This window comes from Chelatococcus albus, assembly GCF_030067675.1.
Classification (GTDB): Bacteria; Pseudomonadota; Alphaproteobacteria; order Rhizobiales; family Beijerinckiaceae; genus Chelatococcus_A; species Chelatococcus_A albus.
The window spans coordinates 630,374-656,686 of the sequence record NZ_JASJEV010000001.1 but is presented as its reverse complement, the minus strand read 5'-3'; the positions used below and the strand labels follow the sequence as shown (position 1 = coordinate 656,686).

28 protein-coding genes are annotated in these 26,313 nt (G+C 68.9%); 19 read left to right on the top strand and 9 right to left on the bottom strand.

Annotated elements, in window-relative coordinates; translation table 11 throughout:
- Position 1: 1 nt before the first annotated feature.
- Entirely contained in the window at positions 2 to 2,686 is a 2,685-nt protein-coding gene (gene topA / locus QNA08_RS02940; protein WP_283739164.1) for a type I DNA topoisomerase, read from the bottom strand.
- A 169-nt stretch (positions 2,687 to 2,855) separates the two neighbouring features.
- The gene (locus QNA08_RS02935; RefSeq protein ID WP_283739163.1) at positions 2,856 to 4,550 is read right to left on the bottom strand and encodes an isovaleryl-CoA dehydrogenase; all 1,695 of its coding nucleotides are present in this window, start codon (positions 4,548 to 4,550) and stop codon (positions 2,856 to 2,858) included.
- A 267-nt stretch (positions 4,551 to 4,817) separates the two neighbouring features.
- Between QNA08_RS02935 and QNA08_RS02930 the strand changes: the two genes are divergently transcribed.
- The 3 genes from QNA08_RS02930 to QNA08_RS02920 all read left to right on the top strand — a co-directional run bounded on the left by QNA08_RS02930 (position 4,818) and on the right by QNA08_RS02920 (position 7,579).
- Complete coding sequence (locus tag QNA08_RS02930; RefSeq protein ID WP_283739162.1) at positions 4,818 to 5,093, top strand: hypothetical protein; 276 nt, start codon at positions 4,818 to 4,820, stop codon at positions 5,091 to 5,093.
- A 216-nt stretch (positions 5,094 to 5,309) separates the two neighbouring features.
- Complete coding sequence (locus tag QNA08_RS02925) at positions 5,310 to 6,260, top strand: aspartate carbamoyltransferase catalytic subunit (protein ID WP_283739161.1); 951 nt, start codon at positions 5,310 to 5,312, stop codon at positions 6,258 to 6,260.
- Between the two features lie 17 nt (positions 6,261 to 6,277).
- On the top strand, positions 6,278 to 7,579 hold the full coding sequence (locus QNA08_RS02920; protein WP_283739160.1) for a dihydroorotase: 1,302 nt from the start codon (positions 6,278 to 6,280) through the stop codon (positions 7,577 to 7,579).
- On the opposite strand, the gene QNA08_RS02915 is transcribed toward QNA08_RS02920, so the two are convergent.
- Positions 7,552 to 8,697 carry an acyltransferase family protein gene (locus QNA08_RS02915; protein ID WP_283739159.1) on the bottom strand — a complete coding sequence of 382 codons (1,146 nt, stop codon included), beginning with the start codon at positions 8,695 to 8,697 and terminating at the stop codon, positions 7,552 to 7,554. The genes QNA08_RS02920 and QNA08_RS02915 overlap by 28 nt on opposite strands.
- A gap of 182 nt (positions 8,698 to 8,879) precedes the next feature.
- Here QNA08_RS02915 and plsY point away from each other — a divergent pair, with 182 nt between their 5' ends.
- Entirely contained in the window at positions 8,880 to 9,494 is a 615-nt protein-coding gene (gene plsY / locus QNA08_RS02910; RefSeq protein ID WP_422679836.1) for a glycerol-3-phosphate 1-O-acyltransferase PlsY, read from the top strand.
- A 16-nt stretch (positions 9,495 to 9,510) separates the two neighbouring features.
- Positions 9,511 to 10,752: a DNA-processing protein DprA gene (dprA, locus tag QNA08_RS02905; RefSeq protein ID WP_283739317.1), complete on the top strand. Its 1,242-nt coding sequence runs from the start codon at positions 9,511 to 9,513 to the stop codon at positions 10,750 to 10,752.
- Positions 10,753 to 10,780: 28 nt separating this feature from the next.
- Here the strand turns inward: dprA and QNA08_RS02900 are convergent, their stop codons facing one another.
- Together QNA08_RS02900 and QNA08_RS02895 are read right to left on the bottom strand one after the other, a co-directional pair.
- A complete protein-coding gene (locus QNA08_RS02900; protein ID WP_283739158.1) occupies positions 10,781 to 10,981 on the bottom strand; it encodes a hypothetical protein in 201 nt (66 codons plus the stop codon).
- A 252-nt stretch (positions 10,982 to 11,233) separates the two neighbouring features.
- The gene (locus QNA08_RS02895) at positions 11,234 to 12,160 is read right to left on the bottom strand and encodes an AEC family transporter (RefSeq protein ID WP_283739157.1); all 927 of its coding nucleotides are present in this window, start codon (positions 12,158 to 12,160) and stop codon (positions 11,234 to 11,236) included.
- A gap of 271 nt (positions 12,161 to 12,431) precedes the next feature.
- Here QNA08_RS02895 and QNA08_RS02890 point away from each other — a divergent pair, with 271 nt between their 5' ends.
- Positions 12,432 to 12,866: a hypothetical protein gene (locus tag QNA08_RS02890; RefSeq protein WP_283739156.1), complete on the top strand. Its 435-nt coding sequence runs from the start codon at positions 12,432 to 12,434 to the stop codon at positions 12,864 to 12,866.
- A 30-nt stretch (positions 12,867 to 12,896) separates the two neighbouring features.
- Here the strand turns inward: QNA08_RS02890 and ruvX are convergent, their stop codons facing one another.
- Positions 12,897 to 13,397 (bottom strand): Holliday junction resolvase RuvX, encoded by a 501-nt coding sequence (gene ruvX, locus QNA08_RS02885; RefSeq protein ID WP_283739155.1) that lies wholly within the window; start codon positions 13,395 to 13,397, stop codon positions 12,897 to 12,899.
- 107 nt (positions 13,398 to 13,504) lie between these two features.
- Between ruvX and QNA08_RS02880 the strand changes: the two genes are divergently transcribed.
- From QNA08_RS02880 to QNA08_RS02860, 5 genes are all read left to right on the top strand, one after another.
- Positions 13,505 to 14,191, top strand: coding sequence for a metal-dependent hydrolase (locus tag QNA08_RS02880; protein WP_283739154.1), 687 nt, complete (start codon positions 13,505 to 13,507; stop codon positions 14,189 to 14,191).
- A 325-nt stretch (positions 14,192 to 14,516) separates the two neighbouring features.
- A complete protein-coding gene (locus QNA08_RS02875) occupies positions 14,517 to 14,948 on the top strand; it encodes a hypothetical protein (protein WP_283739153.1) in 432 nt (143 codons plus the stop codon).
- Positions 14,949 to 15,039: 91 nt separating this feature from the next.
- Entirely contained in the window at positions 15,040 to 15,327 is a 288-nt protein-coding gene (gatC, locus tag QNA08_RS02870) for an Asp-tRNA(Asn)/Glu-tRNA(Gln) amidotransferase subunit GatC (RefSeq protein ID WP_283739152.1), read from the top strand.
- Between the two features lie 113 nt (positions 15,328 to 15,440).
- Entirely contained in the window at positions 15,441 to 16,922 is a 1,482-nt protein-coding gene (gatA, locus tag QNA08_RS02865; RefSeq protein WP_283739151.1) for an Asp-tRNA(Asn)/Glu-tRNA(Gln) amidotransferase subunit GatA, read from the top strand.
- Entirely contained in the window at positions 16,919 to 17,227 is a 309-nt protein-coding gene (locus tag QNA08_RS02860) for a chorismate mutase (protein WP_283739150.1), read from the top strand. The genes gatA and QNA08_RS02860 overlap by 4 nt, the downstream gene beginning before the upstream one ends.
- A gap of 73 nt (positions 17,228 to 17,300) precedes the next feature.
- On the opposite strand, the gene QNA08_RS02855 is transcribed toward QNA08_RS02860, so the two are convergent.
- Positions 17,301 to 17,558 (bottom strand): YjhX family toxin, encoded by a 258-nt coding sequence (locus QNA08_RS02855; protein WP_283739149.1) that lies wholly within the window; start codon positions 17,556 to 17,558, stop codon positions 17,301 to 17,303.
- Between the two features lie 279 nt (positions 17,559 to 17,837).
- Here QNA08_RS02855 and gatB point away from each other — a divergent pair, with 279 nt between their 5' ends.
- Positions 17,838 to 19,310, top strand: a complete 1,473-nt coding sequence (gene gatB / locus QNA08_RS02850) for an Asp-tRNA(Asn)/Glu-tRNA(Gln) amidotransferase subunit GatB (RefSeq protein WP_283739148.1) — start codon at positions 17,838 to 17,840, stop codon at positions 19,308 to 19,310.
- 63 nt (positions 19,311 to 19,373) lie between these two features.
- Entirely contained in the window at positions 19,374 to 19,871 is a 498-nt protein-coding gene (locus QNA08_RS02845; protein ID WP_283739147.1) for a GNAT family N-acetyltransferase, read from the top strand.
- Positions 19,872 to 19,905: 34 nt separating this feature from the next.
- Here QNA08_RS02845 and QNA08_RS02840 read toward each other — a convergent pair whose 3' ends face one another.
- On the bottom strand, positions 19,906 to 20,253 hold the full coding sequence (locus tag QNA08_RS02840) for an Mpo1-like protein (RefSeq protein WP_283739146.1): 348 nt from the start codon (positions 20,251 to 20,253) through the stop codon (positions 19,906 to 19,908).
- 257 nt (positions 20,254 to 20,510) lie between these two features.
- Here QNA08_RS02840 and QNA08_RS02835 point away from each other — a divergent pair, with 257 nt between their 5' ends.
- The 6 genes from QNA08_RS02835 (at position 20,511) to QNA08_RS02810 (ending at position 26,011) form a co-directional block, all read left to right on the top strand.
- Entirely contained in the window at positions 20,511 to 20,996 is a 486-nt protein-coding gene (locus tag QNA08_RS02835) for a GNAT family N-acetyltransferase (protein WP_283739145.1), read from the top strand.
- 185 nt (positions 20,997 to 21,181) lie between these two features.
- A complete protein-coding gene (locus QNA08_RS02830; RefSeq protein ID WP_283739316.1) occupies positions 21,182 to 21,937 on the top strand; it encodes an ABC transporter ATP-binding protein in 756 nt (251 codons plus the stop codon).
- On the top strand, positions 21,930 to 22,676 hold the full coding sequence (locus QNA08_RS02825) for an ABC transporter ATP-binding protein (protein WP_283739144.1): 747 nt from the start codon (positions 21,930 to 21,932) through the stop codon (positions 22,674 to 22,676). Before QNA08_RS02830 ends, QNA08_RS02825 begins: the two co-directional genes overlap by 8 nt.
- Before the next feature lie 166 nt (positions 22,677 to 22,842).
- Positions 22,843 to 24,045, top strand: a complete 1,203-nt coding sequence (locus QNA08_RS02820; protein WP_283739143.1) for an ABC transporter substrate-binding protein — start codon at positions 22,843 to 22,845, stop codon at positions 24,043 to 24,045.
- Positions 24,046 to 24,143: 98 nt separating this feature from the next.
- Complete coding sequence (locus QNA08_RS02815) at positions 24,144 to 25,031, top strand: branched-chain amino acid ABC transporter permease (protein WP_283739142.1); 888 nt, start codon at positions 24,144 to 24,146, stop codon at positions 25,029 to 25,031.
- A complete protein-coding gene (locus QNA08_RS02810; protein ID WP_283739141.1) occupies positions 25,031 to 26,011 on the top strand; it encodes a branched-chain amino acid ABC transporter permease in 981 nt (326 codons plus the stop codon). Before QNA08_RS02815 ends, QNA08_RS02810 begins: the two co-directional genes overlap by 1 nt.
- On the opposite strand, the gene QNA08_RS02805 is transcribed toward QNA08_RS02810, so the two are convergent.
- Complete coding sequence (locus QNA08_RS02805) at positions 26,008 to 26,253, bottom strand: hypothetical protein (RefSeq protein ID WP_283739140.1); 246 nt, start codon at positions 26,251 to 26,253, stop codon at positions 26,008 to 26,010. The genes QNA08_RS02810 and QNA08_RS02805 overlap by 4 nt on opposite strands.
- Positions 26,254 to 26,313 lie beyond the last annotated feature (60 nt).

Here is a 26,313-nt window from a genome sequence, read left to right as displayed (position 1 = left end):
GCTACGCGCCCCCGGCCGTCTTCCTGGTCGTCGTCTTCCTGGTCGTTGCCTTCTTGGCGGGCGTCTTCGCCGCAGCCCCCCTGCCGGCCGATGCCTTCTTGGCGGCCGGCTTCGTCTCGGCCGCTTCCGCCTTCTTCGGCGCCGGCTTGCGCGCGCCCTTCCTGGCCACGCCGGAGGCGCGCTTGGCCCGCACGAGCGCCAGTGCCTCCTCGAAGGTCACGGCCTCCGCCTCCATGCTCTTCGGCAAGGTGGCGTGGGTTGTGCCGTCCGTAACGTAGGGGCCGTAGCGGCCCGCCTTCACGGCGATCGGCTTGCCGCTTTCGGGATCCTCGCCCAGAACGCGACCGGCATCAGCGCCGCCGCGGCGCCCGCCACCCTGTTCCTTGGCGACGATGAGGTCGATCGCCCGGTTCGCCCCGATGTCGAGCACATCGTCGTCGCGGCCGATATTGGCGTAGGTCTTCTCGTGCTGCACGTAGGGGCCGAAGCGACCGATGCCGGCAAGGATCGGCTTGCCCGTCTCGGGATGGACGGCAACCTGCCGCGGCAGGGACAGGAGCTTCAGCGCCTTCTCGAGATCGACGTGACCCGGGGCGAGGCCCTTCGGCAGGGTCTGGCGCTTCGGCTTGTCGCCGTCGCCAAGCTGCACGTAGGGGCCGAAGCGGCCGTCACGCAGCGTGACGTCGAGGCCCGTCTCTGGATCGGTGCCGAGGACGCGCGTGCCGTTGCCGCCGTTCTCGCCGGCGGCCTCGCCCTCGCCGTTGCCGGGCGTTGCGAGCTGGCGCGTGTAGCGGCATTCGGGATAGTTCGAGCAGCCGACGAAGGCGCCGAACTTGCCGAGCTTGAGGGAGAGCTGACCCGTGCTGCAGCTCGGGCAGGTGCGCGGATCGGCCCCGTCGGCCCTGGCCGGGAATATGTGCGGCCCGAGCTCCTCGTTGAGGGCGTCGAGGACCTCGCTCATGCGCAGGCCCTTCGTCTCCTCGACGGCGGCGATGAAGTCGCGCCAGAAGTCGCGCAGCACCGCCTTCCAGTCGATCTCGTGGTTCGAGACCCGGTCGAGCTTCTCCTCGAGATCGGCGGTGAAGTCGTATTCGACGTAGCGGCGGAAGAAGCTCTCGAGGAAGGCGGTGACGATGCGGCCCTTGTCCTGAGGCACGAGACGCTTCTTGTCGAGCGTGACGTAGTCCCGGTCCTTCAGCACGGCGGGCACGGTGTCATAGGTCGAGGGCCGGCCGATGCCGAGCTCCTCCATGCGCTTGACGAGGCTCGCCTCGGTGAAGCGCGGCGGCGGCTCGGTGAAATGCTGCGTCGCCCGGATCTCGCGCTTCGTCAGCCCCTCGCCCGCCTTCATCGCCGGCAGGTGGCCGCCGTCCTCGTCCTCCTCGTCGTCCCGGCCCTCCTGGTAGAGCTTCAGGAAGCCGTCGAAGACGACGACCTGGCCGGTGGCACGCAGGTCGAGCGTACGGGTGCCGGCCCGGGCGGTGATGTCGACGGTCGTGCGCTCGAACTCGGCCGATTCCATCTGGCTCGCGATGGTGCGCGTCCAGATGAGCTCGTAGAGCCGTGCCTGGTCGGCGTCGAGGTGGCGCGCCACCTCGCGCGGCAGGCGGCCGAGATCCGTCGGGCGGATGGCCTCGTGCGCCTCCTGCGCGTTCTTCGCCTTCGTCGTGTATTTGCGGGGGGCGTCCGGCACATAGCGGTCCCCGAACTCACGGCCGATGACGCGGCGCGCAGCCGCCACGGCCTCGGGCGCCATGTCGACGCCGTCGGTACGCATGTAGGTGATGAGGCCGATCGTCTCGCCGCCGATGTCCACCCCCTCGTAGAGGCGCTGGGCGATCCGCATGGTGCGCGCCGGCGCGAGGCCGAGCTTGCGCGAGGCCTCCTGCTGCAGGGTGGAGGTGGTGAAGGGCGGCTGCGGGTGGCGCCTGGCGGGCCTGGCCTCGACATTCGCCACGGTGAAGGCGGCCGTCTCCAACGCCTTCCTGAAGGCCTCGGCCTCCTCGCCCTTGCCGATGTCGAGGCGGGTGATCTTCCTGCCGTCGGCGCCGATGAGCCGCGCCTCGAAGGTGGCGCCCTCCTGCGTCGCAAGGAGGGCGACGAGCGACCAGTATTCGCGCGGCACGAAGGTCTCGATCTCGCGCTCGCGGTCGCAGATGAGCCGCAGCGCCACCGACTGCACGCGGCCCGCCGAGCGGGCGCCCGGCAGCTTGCGCCAGAGAACGGGCGAGAGGGTGAAACCGACGAGATAGTCGAGCGCGCGGCGGGCAAGGTAAGCGTCGACGAGCGCCTGGTCGATCTCGCGCGGATTGCGCAGGGCCTCGCTGACGGCATCCTTGGTGATGGCGTTGAAGGTCACGCGCTCGATCGGCACGCCCTTCAGCGCCTTCTTCTGGTTGAGCGCCTCGACGACGTGCCAGGAGATCGCCTCTCCCTCGCGGTCCGGGTCGGTGGCGAGGATGAGCTTCTCGGCCCCCTTCACCGCCTTGACGATCTCGGAGACGCGCTTGGCGCCGCTGCCCTCCAGCTCCCAGACCATGGAAAAGTCGGCGTCGGGATCGACGGAGCCGTCCTTGGCGGGCAGATCGCGGATGTGGCCGAACGAGGCCAGGACCTCGTAGTCCTTGCCGAGGTACTTGTTGATCGTCTTGGCCTTTGCCGGGGATTCGACGACAACGACTTTCATCCAACGATCCTTCGGCGACCCCCGTCCGGGTCGCGCGTCTGAGAGCCACAAATGTCGAGCATGTGCGCCGCCGAGGGGCGCCCGAACCCTCGCCGCGGACGGGCACAAATGGGGCAAGGCCCGCCCCAAGTCAAATGCCCGGCATGCATGACGGCCGGGTGAAGGGCCCCTACAGGAACGGCAGCGCCCGCCCGATCAGCCCGTCGGCGAGCTTGCCGAGCGCGTTTGCGCCGATCATGCGCCGCGGCGCCAGAAGGCGGCTGCGCGCATAGGCTTCGGCGATGCCCCCGGGGGCGCTGCGCGCGAGCGCCGCAGTGGCGGCGAGGAGGGCGAGACGCTCGGTGGCCATGCGGGCGTGCGCCTCCGCGTTGCCACTCGCAAGTACCGTCTCGACGTCCTGCACGGCCTCCGTTGCGCCAGGCAGGTCGCGCGTCTCCTCTGCGAGGGTGACGAGGACGGAGGCGATGGCCTCCGGTTCCCGGCTCGCGGCGCGCAGCACGTCGAGCGCCATGACATTGCCGGAGCCTTCCCAGATGGCGTTGACGGGCGCCTCGCGGAATATCCGCGGCAGGGGGCTTTCCTCCACGTAGCCGTTGCCGCCGAGGCACTCCATGGCCTCGTAGACGAGCCCTGGGGCGGCCTTGCAGACGATGAACTTGGCCGCCGGGGTGAGCACGCGGGCGCGCGCCGCCTCGCTCCTGTCGGTCCCCGCGAGGTCGAAGCTGCGGGCGAGGCGCAGGGTCAGCGCCGTCGTCGCCTCGACCTCCAGGGCGAGATCCGCGAGCACCGCCCGCATGGCGGGCTGGTCGACGAGCTTCCTCCGGAAGACGGAACGGTGCCGGGCGTTGTGCACGGCGAGGGCCAGCGCCATGCGCGCGAGGCCGGCGGAGCCGGAGACGCAGTCGAGCCGGGTGAGCTGCACCATCTCGATGATGGTGCGCACGCCCTTGCCCTCCTCGCCGACGCGCCAGGCGAAGGCACCCGTGAACTCCACCTCCGAGGAGGCGTTCGAGCGATTGCCGAGCTTGTCCTTGAGCCGCTGGAACCGGAGGGCGTTGACGTTGCCGTCCGGGCGGAAGCGCGGCACCAGGAAGCAGGTCAGCCCGCCCGCCGCCTGCGCCAGCACCAGGAAGGCGTCGCACATCGGCGCCGACATGAACCACTTGTGGCCGGTGATCTCGTATTCGTCGCTGCCGGTCGCCTCAGCGCGCGTCGTATTGGCGCGGACGTCCGTGCCGCCCTGCTTTTCCGTCATGCCCATGCCGAGCGTGACGCCGCGCTTTTCCCAGAAGGGCAGGAAGCGCGGGTCGTATTGGCGCGAGCGCACGAGCGGCAGCCAGTCGCGCAGGCGTTCGGGGGCGGCGGCGAGCGCCGCGACCGAGGCGTGCGTCATGGTGATGGGGCACAGATGGCCGCTCTCCACCTGGGCGACGATGAAATGGCGGGCGGATCTCGCCACGTGCGACCGGCCATGGCCGGCCGCATGCTCGCCGCTCTCGCCGTCCCACGTGGAGGCGTGGAGGCCCGCCTCCACGCTCGCCTGCATCAGGGCGTGGTAGGCGGGATGGAACTCGACCACATCGGCGCGAAAGCCGCGCGGATCGAAGGTCCTGAGCCTGGGCGGGTTCTCGTTGGCGATGCGGCCGAGGTCCAGCTGCTCGCCCGTGCCCCATGTTTCGCCGAACGACAGGAGCCCGCCGGAGATCGGGTCGATGCCGTTTGCGGCGAGCGCGTCGAGGAGGGGAGCGTCGAGCGCGGCGAGGTTCACGTCCGCGAAGGGGGGCGTCTGGTTGAACACCTCGTGGGTATCGAAGCTCGTCGGCACGGTCGGTCGGCGCCTCGCTGTCGCAACGATTCGCGTCATCCTACACACCTCCTCGGCGAAATGGGCAGGGCGGCGGCGGCCCGCCAGCCGCCGCGAGTGCCGCCTTTCGACCTTGCGGATGCGGTCCGCCAGAAGCGGGCGATGGAAAACAACTTGGTCACCAACTATTCGTCTGATCCGTCCGTAATCGATGTGAATTAATCTGGCTGCTGTGCATTTGTATCTGCTTATGGCTAGACTTTCCAGCGTTGGGTTGCTCGCGCGCCGGCACTCGGGATGACGATTGCGAAAGGGCGGGAGAGGGGCATGACCAGGCAGAGCGCGATCTCGTTCGTCGCCGGCCGGATGTCCGGGCCGGTGCTCGCCATGATGCTCGCCGGCGCAATTCTCGCCGCCACGATGGGCTTTGCCGGCTGGGCTGCCGTCGGAGCCGGTGCGGCGAAATCGACCGTCCGCGGCGTGGGCAGCGTCTGCGACGCGTCGAAGATGGTCCTCGCCCGGGGCGGCGGGACGAAGGGAGACCTGGGGGGCTTCGCCGACGGATTCGATGGCGGCGGAGGCGGTGCGGGCGGCGGCCACTGAGCCGCTGCCGGCCGCCACGGGCGGGGGAGCGGAGCCCGGCGCGCATCGTGTTTGCGTAACGCGCGCCGGGCGCGCTTCCGCCGAGCGGCCCCAGCCTGCGGGGCGCGATCGACCGGAGTTGGGGTCAGGCGTGGCCTCGAGGCCGCGGTGCAGGTGGCGCGCGCCGGCTGGAAGCTTGCCGCGTCTCGCGAGTCCACCTATAGCGGTGGCTTCAAGATGACAGCCGCCGCTCCCAGACACGTCTTCTCCCAGCGCCATCTGCTCGGGATCGAAGGCCTTTCCCCGTTCGACATCACCGCACTCCTCGACATGGCCGACGAGGCCGTGGAGGTGAGCCGCCAGGTCGAGAAGAAGCGGGCGACCCTGCGGGGCCGCACGCAGATCAACCTCTTCTTCGAGCCGTCGACGCGCACGCAGTCGTCCTTCGAGCTCGCGGGCAAGCGGCTCGGCGCCGACGTCATGAACATGTCGGTCGCCTCCTCCTCGGTGAAGAAGGGCGAGACCCTCATCGACACCGCGGCGACGCTCAACGCCATGCGGCCGGACATCATCGTTGTGCGCCACCATGCGGCCGGCGCGGTGCATCTGCTCGCACGCAAGGTCGACTGCTCGGTGGTGAATGCCGGCGACGGGGCGCACGAGCACCCGACCCAGGCCCTTCTCGACGCGCAGACCATCCGCCGCAACAAGGGGCGGATCGAGGGGCTCACCGTCGCCATCTGCGGCGACATCCTGCATTCGCGGGTGGCCCGCTCCAACATCCTGCTCCTGCAGGCGCTCGGCGCGCGCGTGCGCTGCATCGGCCCCTCGACGCTGCTGCCGGCCGGCATCGAGCGCTTCGGCGTCGAGGTCTTCACCGATATGCGCAAGGGGCTCGTCGATGCGGACATCGTCATGATGCTGCGCCTGCAGCGCGAGCGCATGAACGGCTCCTTCGTGCCGTCCGTGCGTGAGTACTTCCGCTACTTCGGCCTCGACCGCGAGAAGCTCGCGCTCGCCCGGCCGGACGCGCTCGTCATGCATCCCGGCCCCATGAACCGCGGCGTCGAGATCGCGTCCGACGTCGCCGACGGGGCGCAGTCGCTCATCCGCGAGCAGGTCGAGATGGGCGTCGCCGTGCGCATGGCGGTGCTCGAGGCCCTGGCGCGCAACCTGCCGAACAGCTGACCATGGCGACGTCCGCGATGCATCCCACACTGTTCATCAATGCGCGCCTGGTCGACCCTGCGGCCGGGCGCGAGGAACGCGGTGGCCTTCTCGTGGCGGAGGGCGTCATCCGCGACCGCGGAGCGCATCTGACGGTGCCCGCCGCCCCCGAGGGGGCCGAGATCATCGATTGCCGCGGGCAGGTGCTCGCGCCGGGGCTCGTCGACATGCGCGCCTTCGTCGGCGAGCCGGGGGCCGAGCACCGCGAGACGCTGAAGACGGCGAGCGAGGCGGCGGCGGCCGGCGGCGTCACCACCATCGTCTGCATGCCGGACACCGACCCGGTCATCGACGAGCCGGCCATCGTCGATTTCGTCCTGCGTCGGGCACGCGACACGGCCATCGTGAACGTTCACCCGGCCGCGGCCCTGACCAAGGGGCTCGAAGGCCGCGAGATGACGGAATTCGGGCTCCTCACGGAGGCCGGCGCCGTCGCCTTCACCGACGGAGCCAGGTCCGTCACCAATGCGCAGGTGATGCGCCGGGCGCTCACCTATGCGCGCGACTTCGGCGTGCTTATCCTGCACCACGTGGAGGACCCTGATCTCGTCGGCGACGGGGTGATGAACGAGGGTGAGCGCGCGAGCCGCCTCGGTCTCCTGGGCATCCCGCGCGAGGCCGAGACCATCATGCTGGAGCGCGACCTGCGCCTCGTGCGGCTCACCGGAGCGCGCTACCACGCGGCCATGATCTCCTGCGCCGACTCGGTGGGGCTCGTCGAGCGCGCCAAGGCCGATGGCCTGCCCGTCACCTGCGGCGTGTCGATCAACAACCTGACCCTCAACGAAACCGACATCGGCGATTACCGCACCTTCCTCAAGCTCTCGCCGCCCCTGCGTTCGGAGGACGACCGGCTGGCGGTGGTGGAGGCGCTGGCACGCGGCGTCATCGACGTCGTCGTCTCCGACCACAACCCGCAGGACGTGGAGACGAAGCGCCTGCCCTTCGCCGAGGCGGCGGATGGGGCGATCGGCCTCGAGACGCTCCTGTCGGCGGGCCTCAGGGCCGTGCACGCGGGCCAGATCGGTCTGCCGCGGCTCCTCCACGCCCTGTCGACGAAGCCGGCGGAACTGCTCGGCCTGCCGGGCGGGCGCCTGGCCGCGGGAGCGCCGGCGGATATCATCGTCCTCGATCCCGACGCGCCCTACGTGCTCGACAAGGCGGAACTGCATTCCCGCTCGAAGAACACACCCTTCGACGAGGCACGGCTGCAGGGGCGCGTCCTGCGCACCTTCGTCGGGGGGCGGCAGGTCTACGAGGCGTCTGACGCGTCGGCCTGAGCGAGGCGGGCGGCAGGCGCCGTTCGTCCCTGGGACCGGTGGCGACGGAAGAAGCGCGTCAGCGGCCGCTCGAAGAGCACATAGCAGAGGACCGCGCCGGCGATGGCCGCTGCGAAGCAGGCGACGACGTAGAGCGCGAGCGGCAGGCGCTCCCCGACGACGGCGATCCACAGGTCGCGCAGGGGCCTGATGACAAAGGGATGGACGAGATAGAGGCTGTAGGAGGCATCGCCCAGGAAGGCGAGCATCCGCACGAGCCGGTTGTCGCCCGTCGGCTGCGGTCCGAGTGCCGCTGCAAGAACCAGCAGCGATGCGGGCAGGCCCGTTGCGGCGGTCGCGCCGAGGCCTCCGGCGTCGCCCAGCCCGGGGGTGAGTGTGGCGGCAAGGCTGATGCCGAGGAGCAGGCAGGAGCCCGCGCCGAGGAGCCCGAGACGCCAGCCGCGCCGGTAGGCGAGGCCGACAAGCACGCCGAGGACGAACTCGAGCACGATCGGCGAGCTCCAGAAGCCGAGGGCTCCCGCCGGCAAGGACACGAGCTGGCCGAGGGCGACGAGCCCCACGAAGAAGCCGACGAGCGCTGCGATGCCACGCCGGACCGGCAGCAGCATGGCGAGCGCGAAGACGGCGTAGAAGAACATCTCGTAGTTGAGCGTCCAGCCGAGCGCCATCACGGGCCGGATCTCGCCGTTGCCCCGCGGATAGGGGATGAACAGGTAGGATGCGAGGATGCTTCGCCAATCCTCTATGGACACGTTGAGAAGCCGCGGCAGCACGAGCGTGCCCGCGAGCAGCGCCGTCGTCACGGCCCAGTAGAGCGGCACCACCCGCACGATTCGCCGCAGCAGGAAGGTGCGCGCTGCGCCCGGGCGGCCGAAGTCGTCGGCAGCGGTGAGCACCATGATGAAGCCGCTGATGACGAAGAACAGGTGAACGCCGAATCCCCAGTCGATGCCGTCGATCCGCGGTGCCTGCACGCCGAGGCGCTCGGCGATGGTCGCGGCGTCGTGGCCGCTGTGCCCAACGAGCACGAGCATGGCGGCGAGCGCCCGCAGGCCCTGCACGAGGAGGAGAGGCTGTCGGAGCGGCTGCAACCGGCCGGGGGCACTGGGGAGCGTCATGGCGGCTCGTTGGGGAGGGGCCAAAAAGTCGGCGCAAATTCGGCGCGTTCCGCCTGTCGTGCAAGGGCGAGCCGCGGCCAGGGTTAGCGCGGCATTGCCCCCGTGTCGCACGGCGGGGCGGATTGCGGTCGCCATCCGCTCCGCCTAGTTTGGGCTGCGGATGGGGAAGGGGGAATCTGTCGATGCCGGAAGCGATGAGCTGGTCGTTGGCGTGGCCGTATTTTCTGGCGGCGTTCGTCCTCGGCTACCTCTTCGGGTCGATTCCCTTCGGCATCATCCTGACGAAGCTCACCGGTGCGGGTGACCTGCGGGCCATCGGGTCAGGCAACATCGGCGCCACCAACGTGCTCCGCACGGGGCGCAAGGGCCTCGCGGCGGCGACGCTCGCCGGCGACATGCTCAAGGGGACGGCCGCCGTCATCGTTGCCGCGCAATGGGGGCCGAACACAGCCCTCATCGCCGCTCTTGGCGCCTTTCTCGGCCACCTCTTTCCCGTCTGGCTGCGCTTCAAGGGCGGCAAGGGCGTGGCGACCTTCCTCGGCTGCCTCCTCGGCCTGAAGCCGCTCGCGGCGCTTGGTTTCGCCGCCGTCTGGCTCGCGGTGGCCTTCGGCACACGCTACTCGTCGCTTGCCGCGCTCGTCGCCAGTCTCGTCACGCCCGCCGCCCTGTGGGCTCTCGGCGAGCGGCAGATGGCCGAGCTTTTCATCTTGCTGGCGCTGCTGCTGTGGTGGATGCACCGGGCCAACATCAAGCGCCTGGCGACCGGGACCGAAGGCAAGATCGGTCAGAAGGGGTGAAGCCATGTCGAGCGGGGTGAGACTGACCGAAGAGCAGCGCCTCGCCTGGCTTCAACTCAGTCGCTGCGAGGGTGTCGGGCCGAGCACATTCCGCACGCTCATCGCCCGTTTCGGCACGGCCGCCGCCGCGCTGGATGCCCTGCCGGAGCTGGCGCGGCGCGAGGGGCGGACGATCCGCCTCGTGAGCCGGGCGGAAGCCGAGCGCGAAATGGAGCGCGCGATGCGATTCGGCGTGCGGTTCGTGGCGCTCGGCGAACCGGACTATCCGGCGCCGCTGCGCGCCGCGGCGTCCGCGCCACCGCTCATCGGCCTGCGGGGCGACGCATCCATCCTCGCCGGGCCGGCGGTGGCCATCGTCGGCTCGCGCAATGCCTCCGCCAACGGCCTGAAGTTCACGGAGCGGCTCGCGCGCGATCTCGGCGAGGCAGGCTTCACCATTGTCTCCGGGCTGGCCCGCGGCATCGATGCCCGGGCCCACGGCGCCAGCCTGCTGACGGGCACCGTCGCCGTGCTCGCCGGCGGGCAGGATCGCGTCTATCCGCCCGAGAACGAGTCGCTTCTCGCCCGCATCCTGGAGCGGGGCGCCGTTCTCTCCGAGATGCCGATGGGCTGGGAGCCGCGCGGGCGCGATTTCCCGCGGCGCAATCGCATCATCTCCGGGCTGTCGCTCGGGGTCGTGGTGGTCGAGGCGGCGCGCAAGTCCGGCTCGCTCATCACCGCCCGCTTCGCCCTGGAGCAGGGGCGGGAGGTCTTTGCCGTGCCCGGCTCGCCGCTCGACCCGCGCGCCGAGGGCACCAACGACCTCATTCGCGAGGGCGCCACGCTCTGCGGCGCGGCCGAGCACGTCATCTCGGTGCTGACGCCGCTCGTCGCCGGCGGTGGCCTGCCTCGAGCCATGGAGGATGCGGTCGATCAGGAGGCGGCCGTGACCGTCGGCGGCGAGCGCCTGTGGGACGAGCTCGACCTGCCCGAGGTCGAGCCGGCGCCTTGGTATGCCCGGGAGGCCAACGGCCTCGGCGAGGCCATGGATCACGGGTCAGCGCGCCCGCCGGGTAGCGACGACGGCGCGGAGGACGAGGAGCGGCCGGACGACGAGCGCCTGCGCCTGCTCGTGCTGATGGGGCCCGCGCCGGTGACCGTCGACGAGCTGGTCCGCCAATCGGGCCTCGCGGTCCGGGCCGTGCAGCGCGTCCTCCTGGAGCTGGAACTTGCCGGGCGCCTCGAACGGCACGGCGGCAACGCCGTCTCGCTCCTGTAGCGCCGCCCGCCCTGCTCGGGAGGGGTGGTCAGGCATCCGTCTTGTGCTGAATGGCGTGGCCATGGGCTTCATGCCGGGCCATTTCGAGGATGTAGGCGAGCACGTCGAGCCTGGTCGACCGCGCCATGGCCGCGAGTTCCGTCGTGAGTTGCTCGACATATCGCGCAACCTCGGCCGCGTGCTCGGGCGTGGGTGCGAGCGCGATCGTCCGTCGGGGAAGCTCGATCAATGCCTGACCTGCACGCTTCGTGCGTGTGGCCTCCAGCGTGCGGACCGGTGGTGAGCCACGACGATCGGGGCGCTTATTCATGTGTAAAATGCAACCTCAAATTGTTCATAATTTCCACGATCAACTAATACTTGCTTATCTACCATGAGGAGACCAACTTGGCGACAGGTTTTTGGCAACAGCGATATCGCGCCCCTTGCCGTCTCCGGCCAGGTCGTCTTGTGCCGCGGTACGCCCGGCGCGAGGACGGATTCAGGCGAGCAGCGTGATCGCGAGCGGCATGGAGGCGGCCGCGAGCAGTGTCTGCAACGTCACGATCTCGGCCATCAGGGGCGCGTCGCCGCCGAGCTGCCGAGCGAGGATGTAGGAGCCGCTCGCGGTCGGTACGGAGGCGGCGATCACGGCTACGGCGAGGCCCGTTCCCGTCACGCCGAGGAGACGGGCAAAGCTCACGACCAGAAGTGGCATCAGCGCGAGCTTGAGGCCGGCCGAGACGAGATGGGGGATGCGCGGCCGGGCGAGCCGCGCGAGATCGAGCCCCGCGCCGACGACGAGCAGCCCCGCGGCGAGCGAGGCACGGCCGAGCATCTCGGCATAGGCCATCAGGGCCTTGGGAACGGGCGGCGCCAGCCAGTTGAGCGCAATGCCGATGGCGCAGGACCAGATGAAGGGATTGGTCGCCAGCGTGCGCAGGATCATGCGCGGGCTCTGGGCGGGGCCTCCGGCAAAGCGCACGAGCACGAGCACGGCGACCACGTTGAGAAGCGGGATCATCGCCGCGATGGCGACGGCGATCAGGGTCACGCCGGCCGGCCCGAAGAGGCTGCCCGCAACCGCGAGCGCGACGAAGGTGTTCCAGCGGGTCGCGCCCTGGAAGACGGATGTGAAGGCTGGTCCATCGAGTTTTACGGCCGCCTCGAGCGGCCTGCGCAGGACGAGCAGCAGCAGCGTCATCGTGAGAATGCCGGCGACGAGCGAGCCGCCGAGACCCAGGAAGGGCACGTCGCGCAGATTGGCCTTGGCCAGGGTCTCGATGACGACTGCCGGAAAGAAGACGTAGTAGGTGACGCGCTCGAAGCCGGCCCACTGACGATCGTCGATGACGCGTGCGACGCGTGTCCCCCAGCCCGTGATGATGACGAGGAAGACGGGCACGAGGCTGTCGAGGACGGCGAGCATGGCGATCCGGCAGGGAGGGAGGCGAGGGGGCAGGGACGGTCGGCTGTTCGGCAATCAAGCATGCGGCGGCGGGCTTCGCCATGCCACCGGCCGCAGGGCTTTCGCCCCGTGGCCGCGTTCGACGCGTGACTGGAGGCCGCCCGGCCGGTTCAGCCCCGGTTCACGCGAGCCGATGTTCGATCGGTGACGGAGCGGGCAGGCCGGCGAGGGGCCGGGCGCGCCCCTCCGGCAAGCGGCCCCTCGCGGTCGTACTGACCCAAGGAGGGGCGGAATGATCATGTCGACGTTGTCCCTGCGGCCCATCTCCAGGCGACTTGCGATACTGGCGACCGCCTCGGCCCTCGCGGCGGGATCGGCCGGCGGCGCGCAGGCTGCATCCTTGCCGGTCGTGCGGGGCGCGGCGATCGCCGGCGAAGCGCCGATTGTCGAGGTGCGCGGCGGGCGCAAGGGAGCGGCGATCGCCGCCGGCATCGCCCTCGGCCTCCTCGGTGCGGCGGCAGCCGCAGCCGCGGCGGATGACGACGACGAGCATGATCGCCTCTACGGCCGGGTGCGGGTGCATCGCTATGGCGAGCCGCGGGTCATCGACGAGGACGATGGAGAGCCCTCGCCGGTCTATCGCCGGCGCGCCTATCGCGACAATCGACAACCGGCGCCCTACGGCTACGAGGCCGACCGGGAGGAAGGCCATTTCCGCGAGTGGTGAAGGCGCCGTGCGCGGGCCAGGCGGTATCCATCAGGCATCCTGCTCGTCGTCGTCGCCATGGAAGGCGAGATCCGACAAGCGGTCGAGCGCTCCCTGCAGGATGTAGGCGGCCGCCATCTTGTCGACGAGGTCGGCACGCCGCGCGCGCGAGGCATCGGCCTCGATCAGGGTACGGGTGACGGCCGCCGTCGTCAGGCGCTCGTCCCACAGCACGACCGGCAGGGGCAGGATCGCCGCCAGGTTGCGCACGAAGGCGCGCGTCGCCTGCGAGCGCGGTCCCTCGCTGCCGTCCATGTTGAGCGGCAGGCCCATGACGAGGCCCGCGACGCCGTGCTTCTCGACGAGTGCCTTGAGCTTCTCCGCATCCGCGGTGAACTTGGTGCGCCGGATGGTCTCGAGCGGCGTCGCGATGCGGCGCTGTACGTCCGAGAGGGCAAGCCCGATGGTCTTCGTCCCCAGATCGAGCCCGAGGAGCCGCGCCCCGGCGGGCAGGTGCAGGAAGGCCTCGAGCGCCACGATTGTCGTCGTCATCACCGGCGCTTAGCACGCCGCCCGCGCCCCGTCACGCGGGGGCGGCTTCATCTCGTCCTCGCGGCGCTGCTATCTTGCGCGCTCGATCATCCACCACGGAGCCCGCGATGCAGATCACCTGGTTCGGACATTCAGCCTTCCGGCTCGACTTCGGCGCGTGCGCCGTGCTGATCGACCCTTTCTTCACCGGCAATCCGGGCTTTGCCGGCGACAAGGCGGCGGCGATCAAGGGCGTGTCGCACATCCTGCTCACGCACGGGCATGGCGACCATGTGGGCGACACGCTCTCCATCGCCGCGGAGACGGGGGCGAAGGTCGTCGCCAATTTCGAGATCTGCATGTGGCTCGCCGGCAAGGGCGTCGCCGCCTACGATCCGATGAACATCGGCGGCACCACGGACCAGGGCGGCTTCACGGTGACGCTCGTGCGCGCAGACCATTCCTCGTCCGACGAGAACGTGCCCCTCGGCAATCCGGGCGGCATCATCGTCAAGGCCCCGGGCGAGCCGACCGTCTACCACATGGGCGACACCGACATTTTCGGCGACATGCAGCTCATCGCCGAGATCCACGAGCCGCAGGTCGCCATGGTGCCAATCGGCGACCGCTTCACCATGAGCCCCGTCACCGCCGCGCTCGCCGTCCGGCGCTTCTTCAAGCTCAAGACCGTGATTCCCTGCCATTACGGCTCCTTCCCGATCATCGAGCCGAATGCCGACAAGTTCGTCGCCGCCATGCACGGCCACGAGACCCGGGTGGTGGTGGCGAAGGCCGGTGTGCCCTTCGTCGTGTGAGCGCGGACCTTGCGATTAACGCTGCCGCGCGGCACCTGTCGCCTTGCGCCGCCGGAGGTGGCATAATTTGTTCACGATTTATTCACTGTGGCGGTCGCGCCGCATGGGCGTCAGGGACAGAGAGCCTCCGTCGGAACGCGATGAGGCCGGGCAGGACGGGGCTCCTGCCCGGGGCATCGTCGTCGAGGAATCGGCGATTGCCGGGGGGTGGGTGGCCCTCGACGCGCAGCCGCCGTCGATCGGCGGCCGGCCGCGGGGGCGTGTCGGCGCGCTCGCATGCCCGACTGTGCCATTCCTCGCCTCGGTCCAGATCCGCAAGTCGGCCATGGCGCAAGCGATGGACCTCCCAGAGGCGGAGACGCCGCCAGAGGCCGCGGCGCGAGCGCCCGCCGTTGTGCGCGTGCCGCTGCGCCGGCCGGCAGTCCCGGCGGATCGGGTCGTGCGCGTGCCTCTCTCTCTCATGGAATACGGGCGGCCAATTCCGGCTCGCGCAGCTCATGGGCAGGACGGGGCGAGGGCGGACGAGGCGAGCCGGCCGCTGCAGGCCGCGCCCGCCACCGAGGACGTCGCGGCGGAACAAGGCGCGGCGGGTGTCCGCTCGTCCATCGGCCGCTCGCCGTCTGCGCGTCTCTGGGCCGCGGTGGGCGCTGTCCTGATCGTTCTCGCCGGCGCCGCGCTCTACCTCGTCTTGCGGTCGTCCGGCGCGGAGGGCGGGCTCGTGCGCGAAAGCGCGGTGCAGCGCAAGATCGCCTATTGAGCACGGTCGGCAGCGGGTTGCGGCGCCGAAGGAGCGGGTGATATAGCCCGCCACAGTCCATCCCAGCCTCAGGCGCTAGCGGGTCAAGTCCATGTCCGTCGACGAAAAGACCGTCCGCCGCATCGCGCATCTCGCGCGCATCGCGGTCACGGACGAGGAGGTGCCCCATCTGCAGGGCGAGCTCAACGCCATTCTCGCCTTCGTCGAGCAACTCGGCGAGGTGAACGTCGATGGTGTCGAGCCCATGACGTCGGTCACGCCGATGGTCATGAAGAAGCGCGAGGACGTCGTGACCGACGGGGGCTATCCGGACAAGATCGTGATGAACGCTCCCGTGACGGAAGATCATTTCTTCGTCGTACCGAAGGTGGTCGAATAGGCGCTCGACGGCATCGCTCGGCACCCGCGCCGCACGAAGCCACCCAATCCCGCAAGTACGAAGATCGCGAGTGGCCGGCGGAATGCGGCCGTGACGATTGAAAGAGCAATCTCGTGACCGACCTTCTCGACCTCACCCTGACCGACGCACGCGACGGCTTGAAGGCCAGGGACTTCTCCGCCACCGAACTCGCCAAGGCGCATCTCGACGCCATGGAGAAGGCGCGGTCGCTCAACGCTTATGTGCTGGAGACGCCCGAGCGCGCGCTCGCCATGGCCGCCGAGAGCGACGCCCGCATCGCCCGGGGCGAGGCGCGGCCGCTCGAAGGCATTCCGCTCGGCGTCAAGGACCTCTTCTGCACCGAGGGCGTGCGCACCACCGCCTGCAGCCGCATCCTCGACGATTTCGTGCCGCCATACGAATCGACCGTGACGGCCCAGCTCTGGCGGGACGGGGCGGTGATGCTCGGCAAGCTCAACAACGACGAGTTCGCCATGGGCTCGTCGAACGAGACGTCCGCCTTCGGCCCGGTGGTCAACCCCTGGCGTCGCAAGGGCTCGAACGCGGCGCTGGTGCCGGGCGGCTCCTCCGGCGGCTCGGCGGCGGCGGTCGCCGCGCGGCTCTGCCTCGGCGCGACGGCCACCGACACCGGCGGCTCCATCCGCCAGCCGGCGGCCTTCACCGGCACGGTCGGCATCAAGCCCACCTACGGACGCTGCTCGCGCTGGGGGACGGTCGCCTTCGCCTCCTCGCTCGACCAGGCCGGGCCCATCGCCAAGACGGTGCGCGACTGCGCCGTGCTGCTCGCCTCCATGTCCGGCCACGATCCCAAGGACACCACGTCCGTGGATGTTCCCGTGCCGGACTTCGAGGCGGCCGTCACGCGCGGCGTCAAGGGGCTCAGGATCGGCATTCCGAAGGAATACCGTGTCGAGGGCATGCCGGCCGAGATCGAGGCGCTGTGGCAGAAGGGCGCCGAATGGCTGAAGGCGGCGGGTGCCGAGATCGTCGACGTCTCCCTGCCGCACACGAAGTACGCGCTGCCGGCCTATTATATCGTGGCGCCGGCCGAGGCATCGTCCAACCTCGCCCGCTACGACGGGGTGCGCTACGGGCTGCGCGTGCCGGGCAGGGACATCGTGGAGATGTACGAGAACACCCGCGCCGCCGGTTTCGGCCGCGAGGTGAAGCGTCGCGTCATGATCGGCACCTACGTGCTCTCGGCAGGCTACTACGACGCCTACTATCTGCGGGCGCAGAAGATCCGCACCCTCATCAAGCGCGACTTCGAAACCGTCTATTGCGGCGGTGTCGACGCGATCCTGACGCCGGCGACGCCCTCGGCGGCCTTCGGCCTCGCCGAGATGGCCACGGCCTCGCCCGTCGAGATGTACCTCAACGACGTTTTCACGGTGACGGTGAACATGGCGGGCCTGCCCGGCATCTCGGTGCCGGCGGGGCTCGATTCGCAGGGCCTGCCGCTCGGTTTGCAGCTCATCGGCCGCCCCTTCGACGAGGAAACGCTGTTTGCGGCGGGGCAGGTGATCGAGGAGGCCGCCGGCCGGCTGACGCCCCCCGAGACCTGGTGGGCATGATGGCCGCCGGGGCGCCGGATACCGCCCCGCTCGCCGGGCTGAGGGCGGAGATCGACGCGCTCGACGCCGACATCGTCCGCCTTCTCGCGCGGCGGATGGCGATTGTCGAGCGCGTCATCGCGGTGAAGCGCCGGAACGCGATTCCCGCGCTTCTGGCCGACCGCGTGGAGGAGGTGGCGGCCAAGGTGCGGCGCGAGGCGGAAGCCGCCGGCGTGCCGCCGGACTTCGTCGAGGCGGTGTGGCGCGTCATGATGGACTGGACCATCGCCTACGAGGAGGCGCGGCTCGGCTCGCCGGAGGCGTGAGGCCGCCGGTCCCTTGGCCCGGGGGTACCTCCGCCCACGGCAAGCCAGGGCCGGCTGGGGCTTTTGCCCTGCCTCAGCGGTTGTCGGGCCGGCTGCGCACGGCCGCGAGCCCGCTGCGGGTGATCCGGTAGGGGCCGCCGCCGGCAGAGGCGATCAGGCCGCGCTTGCGCAGCCGCTTGAAGAGGTCCAGCGTGCAGGAGGACAGGCGCCAGCCTTCGTGCGTCACGCACTGGACCTCGACCAGCCGGCCGCCGTCGTCCTTGAAATGGAGAATACGCCCGCCCTGGGCGAGCACATGCAGCACACGCTGCTCGTCTCGTGAGACGTTCACGGGGAGAAACCCTGGAATGTAAGATGCCAGAAAGGCGCGCAGCCGCGCGCTCGGTCGTTGCGACCTCGGCCCGCCAGCGGCGGCGGGCCTTCACCGGGACTCGGCGTTTCTGCGCATCAACACTCCGCGTGAACGACGGGTATTCTGATAGCGGCGCCGCATTCGGGGCGTCAAGCCCATGCCGTCGGGCAAAATCGCTCCATGTCCGGACGGTCGCCGCACGAAGGTCTTGACGGAAGCGCCATGGTCGCGCCAAGCCGGGGCCAACGGAGATCGATCATGCACGCAACCGTCAATCCGAAGAAGCTGATCAAGGGCGCCACCGGCGATTGGGAGGTGATCATCGGCATGGAGATCCATGCCCAGGTCACCTCCAACGCCAAGCTGTTCTCCGGCGCCTCGACGGTCTTCGGCGGCGAGCCGAACGACCATGTCTCGCTCGTCGATGCGGCCATGCCCGGCATGCTGCCGGTGATCAACGAGGAATGCGTGCGCCAGGCGGTGCGCACGGGCCTCGGCCTGAAGGCGCAGATCAACCGCGTCTCGGTGTTCGACCGGAAGAACTACTTCTATCCGGACCTGCCGCAGGGCTATCAGATCAGCCAGTACAAGAGCCCGATCGTGGGCGAGGGCGAGGTGACGGTGGACCTCGCCGACGGCGAGACCATCAAGGTCGGCATCGAGCGCCTGCATCTCGAGCAGGACGCCGGCAAGTCGCTGCACGACCAGCACCCGAGCATGAGCTTCGTCGATCTCAACCGCTCGGGCGTCGCGCTGATGGAGATCGTGTCGAAGCCGGATCTGCGCTCGTCGGAGGAGGCCAAGGCCTATGTCACGAAGCTGCGCACCATCCTGCGCTACCTCGGCACCTGCGACGGCGACATGGAGAAGGGCAACCTGCGCGCCGACGTGAACGTCTCCGTGCGCCGGCCGGGCGAGCCCTTCGGCACACGCTGCGAGATCAAGAACGTCAATTCGATCCGCTTCATCGGCCAGGCCATCGAATACGAGGCCCGGCGCCAGATCGGCATCCTGGAGGACGGCGGCGTCATCGAGCAGGAGACGCGCCTTTTCGATGCCAACAAGGGCGAAACGCGCTCCATGCGCTCCAAGGAGGAGGCGCACGACTACCGCTACTTCCCCGATCCCGACCTGCTGCCGCTCACCCTGGACGAGGCCTTCATCGAGGATCTGGCGCGGCACCTGCCGGAGCTGCCAGACGAGAAGAAGGCGCGTTTCATCAAGGACTACGGGCTGTCGGCCTATGACGCGACGGTGCTCGTCGCCGAGCGCGAGACGGCCGATTTCTTCGAGGCGGTCGCGAAGGGCCGCGACGGCAAGACGGCGGCGAACTGGGTGATCAACGAGCTCTTCGGCCGCCTCAACAAGGAGGGCAGGGACGTCACCACCTCTCCTGTCTCGGCGGCCCAGCTCGGCGCCATTGTCGACCTCATCGGCGAGGGCGTGATCTCCGGCAAGATCGCCAAGGACCTCTTCGAGATCGTGTGGACCGAGGGCGGCGATCCGCGCGCCATCGTCGAGGCGCGCGGCATGAAGCAGGTCACCGACACCGGCGCCATCGAGACGGCCATCGAGGCGGTCATCGCCGCCAATCCCGACAAGGTGGAGCAGGTCAGGGCCAAGCCCACCATGCTCGGCTGGTTCGTCGGCCAGGTGATGAAGGCGACCGGCGGCAAGGCCAACCCGCAGGCGGTGAACGAGCTGCTCAAGGCCAAGCTTGGCCTCGAATGATCACGGCAGCCTCGCGCTCGATGGCGCGGGGAGGAACCACTGGGGAGCGCGATGGGCGGCGCGGTGACGATCCGTAATGTGGAGCCGGCGGATGTCGCCGCCGTCCGCGCGCTCCTCGTCGAGACGTGGCACGCCACCTACGATGCCGTCTTCGGCGCCGAGAAGGTGACGGCGATCACCGATGATTGGCATTCCTTCGCCAGGCTGACGCGCGAGATCAGCGAGCCGCGGGCGGTCGTCCTGCTGGCGGAGCTCGGCGGTCGGATCGTCGCCACCTTGGCCGCGCGGTCGACCGAGGACGAGGGCCTGTCCCTCTCCCGGCTCTACGTACTGCCGGAGGCGCAGGGCCGGGGCATCGGCCGGCTCCTCCTTGACGCGACGCTCGCGCGCTTTCCGGGCGCGAAGGTCGTGCGACTGGAGGTGGAACCGCAGAATGCTCCCGCCATCCGCTTCTACGAGGCGTGCGGCTTCACCCGCCTCTGCGGAACCGTCGGTTGCGGCGGGCGCGCGGACATTCCGGCCGTGGTGATGGAGCGGCAGCTTACTCCCCCGGGCTCATGACCCCTGCCGTCCGGATGAGGCGAAGGTTCACCCCTCACCAGGGAATCCGCCCGCGCAGGATATCGCTCGCCATCGCGAGGTCGCCCATCAGGCTGTAGACCGGATGGCGAAAGGTCGCCGGCCGATTGTGCTCGAAGAAGAAGTGCCCGATCCAGGCCAGCCCATAGGCGACGACGAGACCGAGCAACACGTAGGCCAGCCGCCCCGTGCCGAGGCCGATGATCACCAGGGCGAGACCGAGAACCGTACCCACGACGTGCAGCCGGCGCGACGTGCGGTTGGCGTGCTCCCGCAAATAGAAGGGATAGAATTCCTTGAAGGAAGAGAAGGTCGGTGCTTCTGATCCGTCGGAACCTGCCTGGCCTTGCCTTTGCTCGCTCATAGGTTCCTCCTGGGTTGTTCCCGCGTTCTGCTCTCCTCCGCTCGTGCGAAGCCTCCCCTGCGCAGCCAACGGCGCAATTCTAGCGCATTCGCAGGCCCTTCGCATGCGCGCTCGGGCATGGTGAGCCGTCCGGCCGGCGGTGGACAGGCGGCGAGCATCGGGAATATGCCCATTCGGCGACGTTCTCGTCCGGCAATCGCCGGTCTCGGACGTGGAGAGCCGGAGGGCAGGGGCGGAGGAGTATGGGTGAGGGTAGCGTGAGCAACTTGCTTGTTCGGGCCGTGCGCGACGAGGACGCCCAGGATCTCTTCGGCCTCCTTGCGCTGTGTTTTGCGGAATATCCGGGCTGTTTCGTCGATCCGCACGGCGACCTGCCGGATCTCGTCAGGCCGGCGACAGCCTTTGCCGAGCGCAGGGGGGCGTTCTGGGTCGTGGAGGACCGGCGCGGACGGGCCGGGGCCTGCGTGGCGGTCGATTTCCCGCAGGCGGGGGCGGCCGAGCTGCACCGGCTCTACGTGCGCTCGGACATGCGTCGGCAGGGGCTCGGGGGGCGCCTCGTGGGCCTCGTCGAGGATCATGCGCGCGGATGCGGAGCCGAGCGGATGTTCTTCTGGTCGGACACGCGTTTCAACGATGCGCACCGGCTCTACGAGAAGCTCGGCTACGTTCGCGGCCGCGAGATCCGCGACCTCGGCGACATCTCCAATTCGCGCGAGTTTTTCTTCGAGAAGGCGCTGGTCTGAGGTGAAGGCCGAGCGGTGTTTCCGTCGCGAGCCGGCTTTACATCGTTTCAAATTGCTACTTTTGCACTAGACCAAAGTCGCAACTGGCCTCCACGCTCATTGACACCGCCGTTCGCGGCGGTGCACAAATCTTGCTAAGAGAGTTCATCTCCAACAACAACGGCAGCCGGGAGGAATGCGGCCTGATGGATGCCGACACCATTCTCGCGACCAAAGATCTGACGATCGAATTCAAAGGATTCGTCGCGGTCAACGGCGTCGATCTGCACGTCAAGCGTGGCACGATCCATGCGCTCATCGGCCCGAACGGCGCCGGCAAGACAACCTGCTTCAATCTGTTGACGAAATTTCTCACGCCGACGAAGGGCGCGATCGTCTACAACGGCCGCGACATCACGGCGATGAAGCCGGCGGATGTGGCGCGCCTGGGGCTCGTGCGCTCGTTCCAGATCTCCGCCGTCTTCCCGCACCTGACTGTGCTCGAGAATGTGCGCATCGCGCTGCAGCGCAAGCGCGGCTCCTCCTTCGATTTCTGGCGCTCCGAGCGGCTCCTGAAGGCGCTCGACGGGGAGGCCATGGCGCTCGTGGAGGCGGTGGGTCTCGCCGATTTCGCCGACATTCCGGCCGTCGAACTCTCCTACGGGCGCAAGCGCGCGCTCGAAATCGCCACGACGCTCGCGCTCGATCCCGAGATGATGCTGCTCGACGAGCCGATGGCGGGCATGGGCCACGAGGACGTGGACCGCACGGCCGAGCTCATCCGCCGCGTCGCGGCCGACCGCACCATCCTGATGGTCGAGCACAACCTGTCGGTCGTCGCGTCGCTGTCCGACCGCATCACCGTGCTCGCGCGCGGGCGCATCCTCGCCGAGGGCGACTACGCCACGGTGTCGAAGGACCCGCGCGTTCTCGAATCCTACATCGGGGTTGGTCATGGCTGAGGCGCAGCTCGCCGCAACGCCGTCCGCCGTCGCCGCGGATGCGCCGCTTCTCAAGGTCCGAGGGCTCGAGGCCTGGTACGGCGAATCGCATGTCCTGCACGGCATCGACTTCGACGTGGCGCCCGGCGAGGTGGTGACGCTCCTCGGCCGCAACGGCGCCGGCAAGACGACGACGCTGCGCTCGATCATCGGCATCATGCAGAAGCGCAGGGGCTCGATCGCCTTCGACGGGGTGGAGACCATCCGCCTGCCGTCGCGCGCCATCGCCAGGCTCGGCATCGGCTACTGCCCGGAGGAGCGCGGCATCTTCTCGAGCCTGTCCGTGCACGAGAACCTCCTCCTGCCGCCGCAGGTGAAGCCCGGCGGCCTCTCCGTGGAGCAGATCTTCGAGCTGTTCCCCAACCTCAAGGAGCGCCTCGCCAGCCAGGGGACGAAGCTTTCCGGCGGCGAGCAGCAGATGCTCGCCATCGGCCGCATCCTGCGCACTGGCGCACGTCTTCTCCTGCTCGACGAGCCGACCGAGGGCCTCGCGCCCGTCATCGTCGAGCAGATCGGCCGCACCATCGCGCGGCTGAAGCAGGAAGGCTTCACGATCATCCTCGTGGAGCAGAACTTCCGCTTCGCCTCGACCGTGGCCGACCGCCACTATGTCGTCGAGCAGGGCAAGGTGGTCGACATGATCCCCAATGCCGAGCTCGACGCCAATATCGACAAGCTGCACGCCTATCTCGGCGTGTAGCGCCTGGTGCACGTGTCGTTCGTTTGTGCGCGGCCCGTCGGATCCGTCCGCAGGCCGCGTGCAGTCATCCGGGGTCGGCTGAAGCCGGCCCTGGCCAATCGGTAGCTGCTTTGCCTGAAGACGCCTTGAACACGGCCCGCGCCCACGGGTCCATTGGGAGGAAGTCATGAAACTCAAGACGATGCTGCTCGCAACCGCGCTCGTCGGGGCGCTCGCCGGCATGGCCGAGGCGCAGACCGCCGTGAAGATCGGCGTGCTGAACGACCGCTCGGGCGTCTACGCCGACCTGTCGGGCGAGGGGTCGGTGATCGCCGCGCGCATGGCGATCGAGGACTTCAAGGCCGCCGACAGGGGGCTGAAGGTCGAGGTCGTTTCGGCCGACCACCAGAACAAGCCCGACATCGGCGCGAGCATCGCCCGCAAGTGGTACGACCAGGACGGCGTCGACGCCATCTTCGACGTGCCGACCTCCTCCGTCGCACTCGCCGTGAACCAGGTCACGCGCGAGAAGAACAAGATCTTCATCGACTCGGGTGCCGGCTCCACCGACCTCACCGGGCCGCAGTGCTCGCCCAACACCATCCACTGGACCTACGACACCTATGCGCTTGCCAAGGGCACCGGCGGCGCCATGGTGAAGAAGGGCGGCGACAGCTGGTTCTTCATCACGGCGGACTACGCCTTCGGCCACTCGCTCGAGCAGAACACAGCCGACGTGGTGAAGAAGGCCGGCGGCAAGGTGCTCGGCACCATCCGCCACCCGTTCCCCGGCAGCGACTTCTCCTCCTTCCTGCTGCAGGCCCAGGCGTCGAAGGCCAAGGTCATCGGCCTTGCGAATGCGGGCGGCGACACGATCAACACCATCAAGCAGGCGGCCGAGTTCGGCGTGACCCAGGGCGGGCAGAATCTCGCGGGCCTCCTCATCTTCATCACCGACGTGCACGCGCTCGGCCTCAAGGCGGCGCAGGGGCTCGTCCTGACGGAATCCTTCTACTGGGATCGGGATGACGCCTCGCGCGCCTTCTCCAAGCGTTTCGCCGAGAAGAGCGGCGGCAAGATGCCGAGCATGGTGCACGCCGGCGTCTACTCGGGCGTCCTGCATTATCTCAAGGCCATCGAGGCGGCGAAGAGCAAGGACGCCGGGCCCGTGATGGCCAAGATGAAGGAGCTGCCGACGGACGATCCGCTCTTCGGCAAGGGGCAGGTGCGGGCCGATGGCCGCAAGATCCACGACATGTATCTCTTCGAGGTGAAGAAGCCCGAGGAGTCGAAGGCCGCCTGGGACTACTACAAGCTCCTCGCCACGATTCCGGCGGCGGAAGCCTTCCGCCCGCTCAACGAGGGCGGCTGCCCGCTCGTCAAGGGCTGACTGGCCCTTCCCCGACCCGGCGGGCGCCGAACGATCGGCGCCTGCCTCGTTTTCCAGCCTTCCACGTCCAGTCAAAGGCTCCCCGCGGATCTCGCACGATGTTCGAGCTACTCGGAATTCCGCCACAGGCGCTGTTCGGCCAGCTCTTGCTCGGCCTCATCAACGGCTCGTTCTATGCGATCCTGAGCCTGGGGCTCGCGATCATCTTCGGGCTCCTGAACATCATCAATTTCACGCACGGCGCCCAGTACATGATGGGTGCCTTCGTGGCGTGGATGCTGCTCAACTACGCGGGCGTCGGCTACTGGTGGGCGCTCCTCCTGGCGCCGCTCGTGGTCGGTGCCTTCGGCGTCGTGATCGAGCGTTTGCTCATCTCGCGGCTCTACCGGCTCGACCATCTCTACGGCCTGCTACTGACCTTCGGCCTGGCACTCATCATCCAGGGCCTGTTCCGCAACCAGTACGGTGTATCGGGCCTGCCCTACGGCATTCCGCCTGAGCTGACCGGCGGGCACAACCTCGGCTTCATGTTCCTGCCGAACTACCGCGGCTGGGTGGTCGTCGCTTCGCTCGTCGTCTGCCTCGCCACCTGGTTCGTCATCGAGAAGACGAAGCTCGGCGCCTATCTGCGCGCCGCGACCGAGAACCCCACGCTGGTGCAGGCCTTCGGCATCAACGTGCCGCGCCTCGTCACGCTCACCTACGGCTTCGGGGTGGCGCTCGCCGCGCTCGCGGGCGTGCTCGCCGCGCCAATCTATTCGGTCAACCCCAACATGGGGGCCGACATCATCATCGTGGTCTTCGCCGTCGTCGTCATCGGCGGCATGGGGTCGATCCTCGGTTCGATCGTCACCGGCTTCGGGCTCGGCCTCGTCGAAGGCCTCACCAAGGTGTTCTATCCGGAGGCGGCCTCGACCGTGATCTTCGTCATCATGGTGCTCGTGCTGCTCGTGAAGCCGGCCGGTCTGTTCGGGAGGAATGCGTGATGGCGAGCGTGAGCGAACGGCTTTCCGTCGGCGGCGCGCGGCGCGAGGTGGTGGAGACGGCCGCCTTCCACCGGGCGGTCTTCGTCTGGATCGCGGCCCTGCTTCTCGTGGCACCCTTCGTGCTCTACCCCGTGTTCCTCATGAAGGTGCTGTGCTTCGCGCTCTTCGCCTGCGCCTTCAACCTGCTGCTCGGCTATGGCGGCCTCCTGTCCTTCGGCCATGCCGCCTATTTCGGCATCGCGAGCTATGTCTGCGCCCATGCCGCCAAGGTCTGGGGGCTGACGCCGGAAGTCGCCATCCTCGCCGGCACGGCGACCGGGGGCGCGCTCGGCCTCGTCTTCGGATGGCTCGCCATCAAGCGCCAGGGCATCTATTTCGCCATGATCACCCTGGCGCTCGCCCAGATGGTGTTCTTCTTCTCGCTGCAGGCGAAGTTCACGGGCGGCGAGGACGGCATCCAGGCCGTGCCGCGCGGCCGTCTCCTCGGCATCGTCAGCATCGCCGACGACCGCGTGCTCTACTACATCGTGGCGGGCATCTTCCTGTTCGGTCTCCTCGCCATCTACCGCATGATCCACTCGCCCTTCGGGCAGGTGCTGAAGGCTATTCGGGACAACGAGCCGCGCGCCATTTCGCTCGGCTACCGGGCCAATCATTACAAGCTCATGGTCTTCGTGCTGTCGGCGACACTCGCGGGCCTTGCCGGTGCGACGAAGGCCATCGTCTTCCAGCTCGCCTCGCTGACCGACGTGCACTGGTCGATGTCGGGCGAGGTGGTGCTGATGACGCTGGTCGGCGGCATGGGCACGGTCTTCGGCCCCATCGTCGGAGCGGCGGTGATCGTCACCATGCAGAACTACCTCGCCCATCTCGGCGCCTGGGTGACGGTGGTGCAGGGCGCCATCTTCGTCGTCTGCGTGCTTCTGTTCCGCGAGGGCATCATCGGCGTTCTCGCGAGGAAGCTCAGGAAGCCGCTCTAAGAGGTGGGGATCGGTCTGGCCGAGACGGCGAGCAGCGGGGCCGAGCCTTCCGTATGGCGGCGGACGGCCTCGACGCGGAAGCCGTTCGCCGCGAGCATGGGCGCCAGCCTGTCAGCGATCGTGAGAACCTCGGCGGCCGCCGGAGGCTCGTAGATCAGCAGCAGGATGCCTTGCGGCGCCAGTGCGCGTCTGATGACGGAGAGTTCACGGGACGCGTCGAGCCAGAAGAGATTGACGTTCACGGAGAAGACCTTGTCGAAACAGGCCTTGCCCAGATCTGCTTCGGCCAGGGAGACCGTCAG

What these genes read in the sequence shown, in the direction of transcription:
- topA (WP_283739164.1), bottom strand. Translation starts at nt 2,686, where the DNA reads ATGAAAGTCGTTGTCGTCGAATCCCCGGCAAAGGCCAAGACGATCAAC.
- QNA08_RS02935 (WP_283739163.1), bottom strand. Translation starts at nt 4,550, where the DNA reads ATGACGCGAATCGTTGCGACAGCGAGGCGCCGACCGACCGTGCCGACG.
- QNA08_RS02930 (WP_283739162.1), top strand. Translation starts at nt 4,818, where the DNA reads ATGACCAGGCAGAGCGCGATCTCGTTCGTCGCCGGCCGGATGTCCGGG.
- QNA08_RS02925 (WP_283739161.1), top strand. Translation starts at nt 5,310, where the DNA reads ATGACAGCCGCCGCTCCCAGACACGTCTTCTCCCAGCGCCATCTGCTC.
- QNA08_RS02920 (WP_283739160.1), top strand. Translation starts at nt 6,278, where the DNA reads ATGCATCCCACACTGTTCATCAATGCGCGCCTGGTCGACCCTGCGGCC.
- QNA08_RS02915 (WP_283739159.1), bottom strand. Translation starts at nt 8,697, where the DNA reads ATGACGCTCCCCAGTGCCCCCGGCCGGTTGCAGCCGCTCCGACAGCCT.
- plsY (WP_422679836.1), top strand. Translation starts at nt 8,880, where the DNA reads ATGCCGGAAGCGATGAGCTGGTCGTTGGCGTGGCCGTATTTTCTGGCG.
- QNA08_RS02895 (WP_283739157.1), bottom strand. Translation starts at nt 12,160, where the DNA reads ATGCTCGCCGTCCTCGACAGCCTCGTGCCCGTCTTCCTCGTCATCATC.
- QNA08_RS02890 (WP_283739156.1), top strand. Translation starts at nt 12,432, where the DNA reads ATGATCATGTCGACGTTGTCCCTGCGGCCCATCTCCAGGCGACTTGCG.
- ruvX (WP_283739155.1), bottom strand. Translation starts at nt 13,397, where the DNA reads ATGACGACGACAATCGTGGCGCTCGAGGCCTTCCTGCACCTGCCCGCC.
- QNA08_RS02880 (WP_283739154.1), top strand. Translation starts at nt 13,505, where the DNA reads ATGCAGATCACCTGGTTCGGACATTCAGCCTTCCGGCTCGACTTCGGC.
- QNA08_RS02875 (WP_283739153.1), top strand. Translation starts at nt 14,517, where the DNA reads ATGGCGCAAGCGATGGACCTCCCAGAGGCGGAGACGCCGCCAGAGGCC.
- gatC (WP_283739152.1), top strand. Translation starts at nt 15,040, where the DNA reads ATGTCCGTCGACGAAAAGACCGTCCGCCGCATCGCGCATCTCGCGCGC.
- QNA08_RS02860 (WP_283739150.1), top strand. Translation starts at nt 16,919, where the DNA reads ATGATGGCCGCCGGGGCGCCGGATACCGCCCCGCTCGCCGGGCTGAGG.
- gatB (WP_283739148.1), top strand. Translation starts at nt 17,838, where the DNA reads ATGCACGCAACCGTCAATCCGAAGAAGCTGATCAAGGGCGCCACCGGC.
- QNA08_RS02840 (WP_283739146.1), bottom strand. Translation starts at nt 20,253, where the DNA reads ATGAGCGAGCAAAGGCAAGGCCAGGCAGGTTCCGACGGATCAGAAGCA.
- QNA08_RS02830 (WP_283739316.1), top strand. Translation starts at nt 21,182, where the DNA reads ATGGATGCCGACACCATTCTCGCGACCAAAGATCTGACGATCGAATTC.
- QNA08_RS02825 (WP_283739144.1), top strand. Translation starts at nt 21,930, where the DNA reads ATGGCTGAGGCGCAGCTCGCCGCAACGCCGTCCGCCGTCGCCGCGGAT.
- QNA08_RS02820 (WP_283739143.1), top strand. Translation starts at nt 22,843, where the DNA reads ATGAAACTCAAGACGATGCTGCTCGCAACCGCGCTCGTCGGGGCGCTC.
- QNA08_RS02815 (WP_283739142.1), top strand. Translation starts at nt 24,144, where the DNA reads ATGTTCGAGCTACTCGGAATTCCGCCACAGGCGCTGTTCGGCCAGCTC.
- QNA08_RS02810 (WP_283739141.1), top strand. Translation starts at nt 25,031, where the DNA reads ATGGCGAGCGTGAGCGAACGGCTTTCCGTCGGCGGCGCGCGGCGCGAG.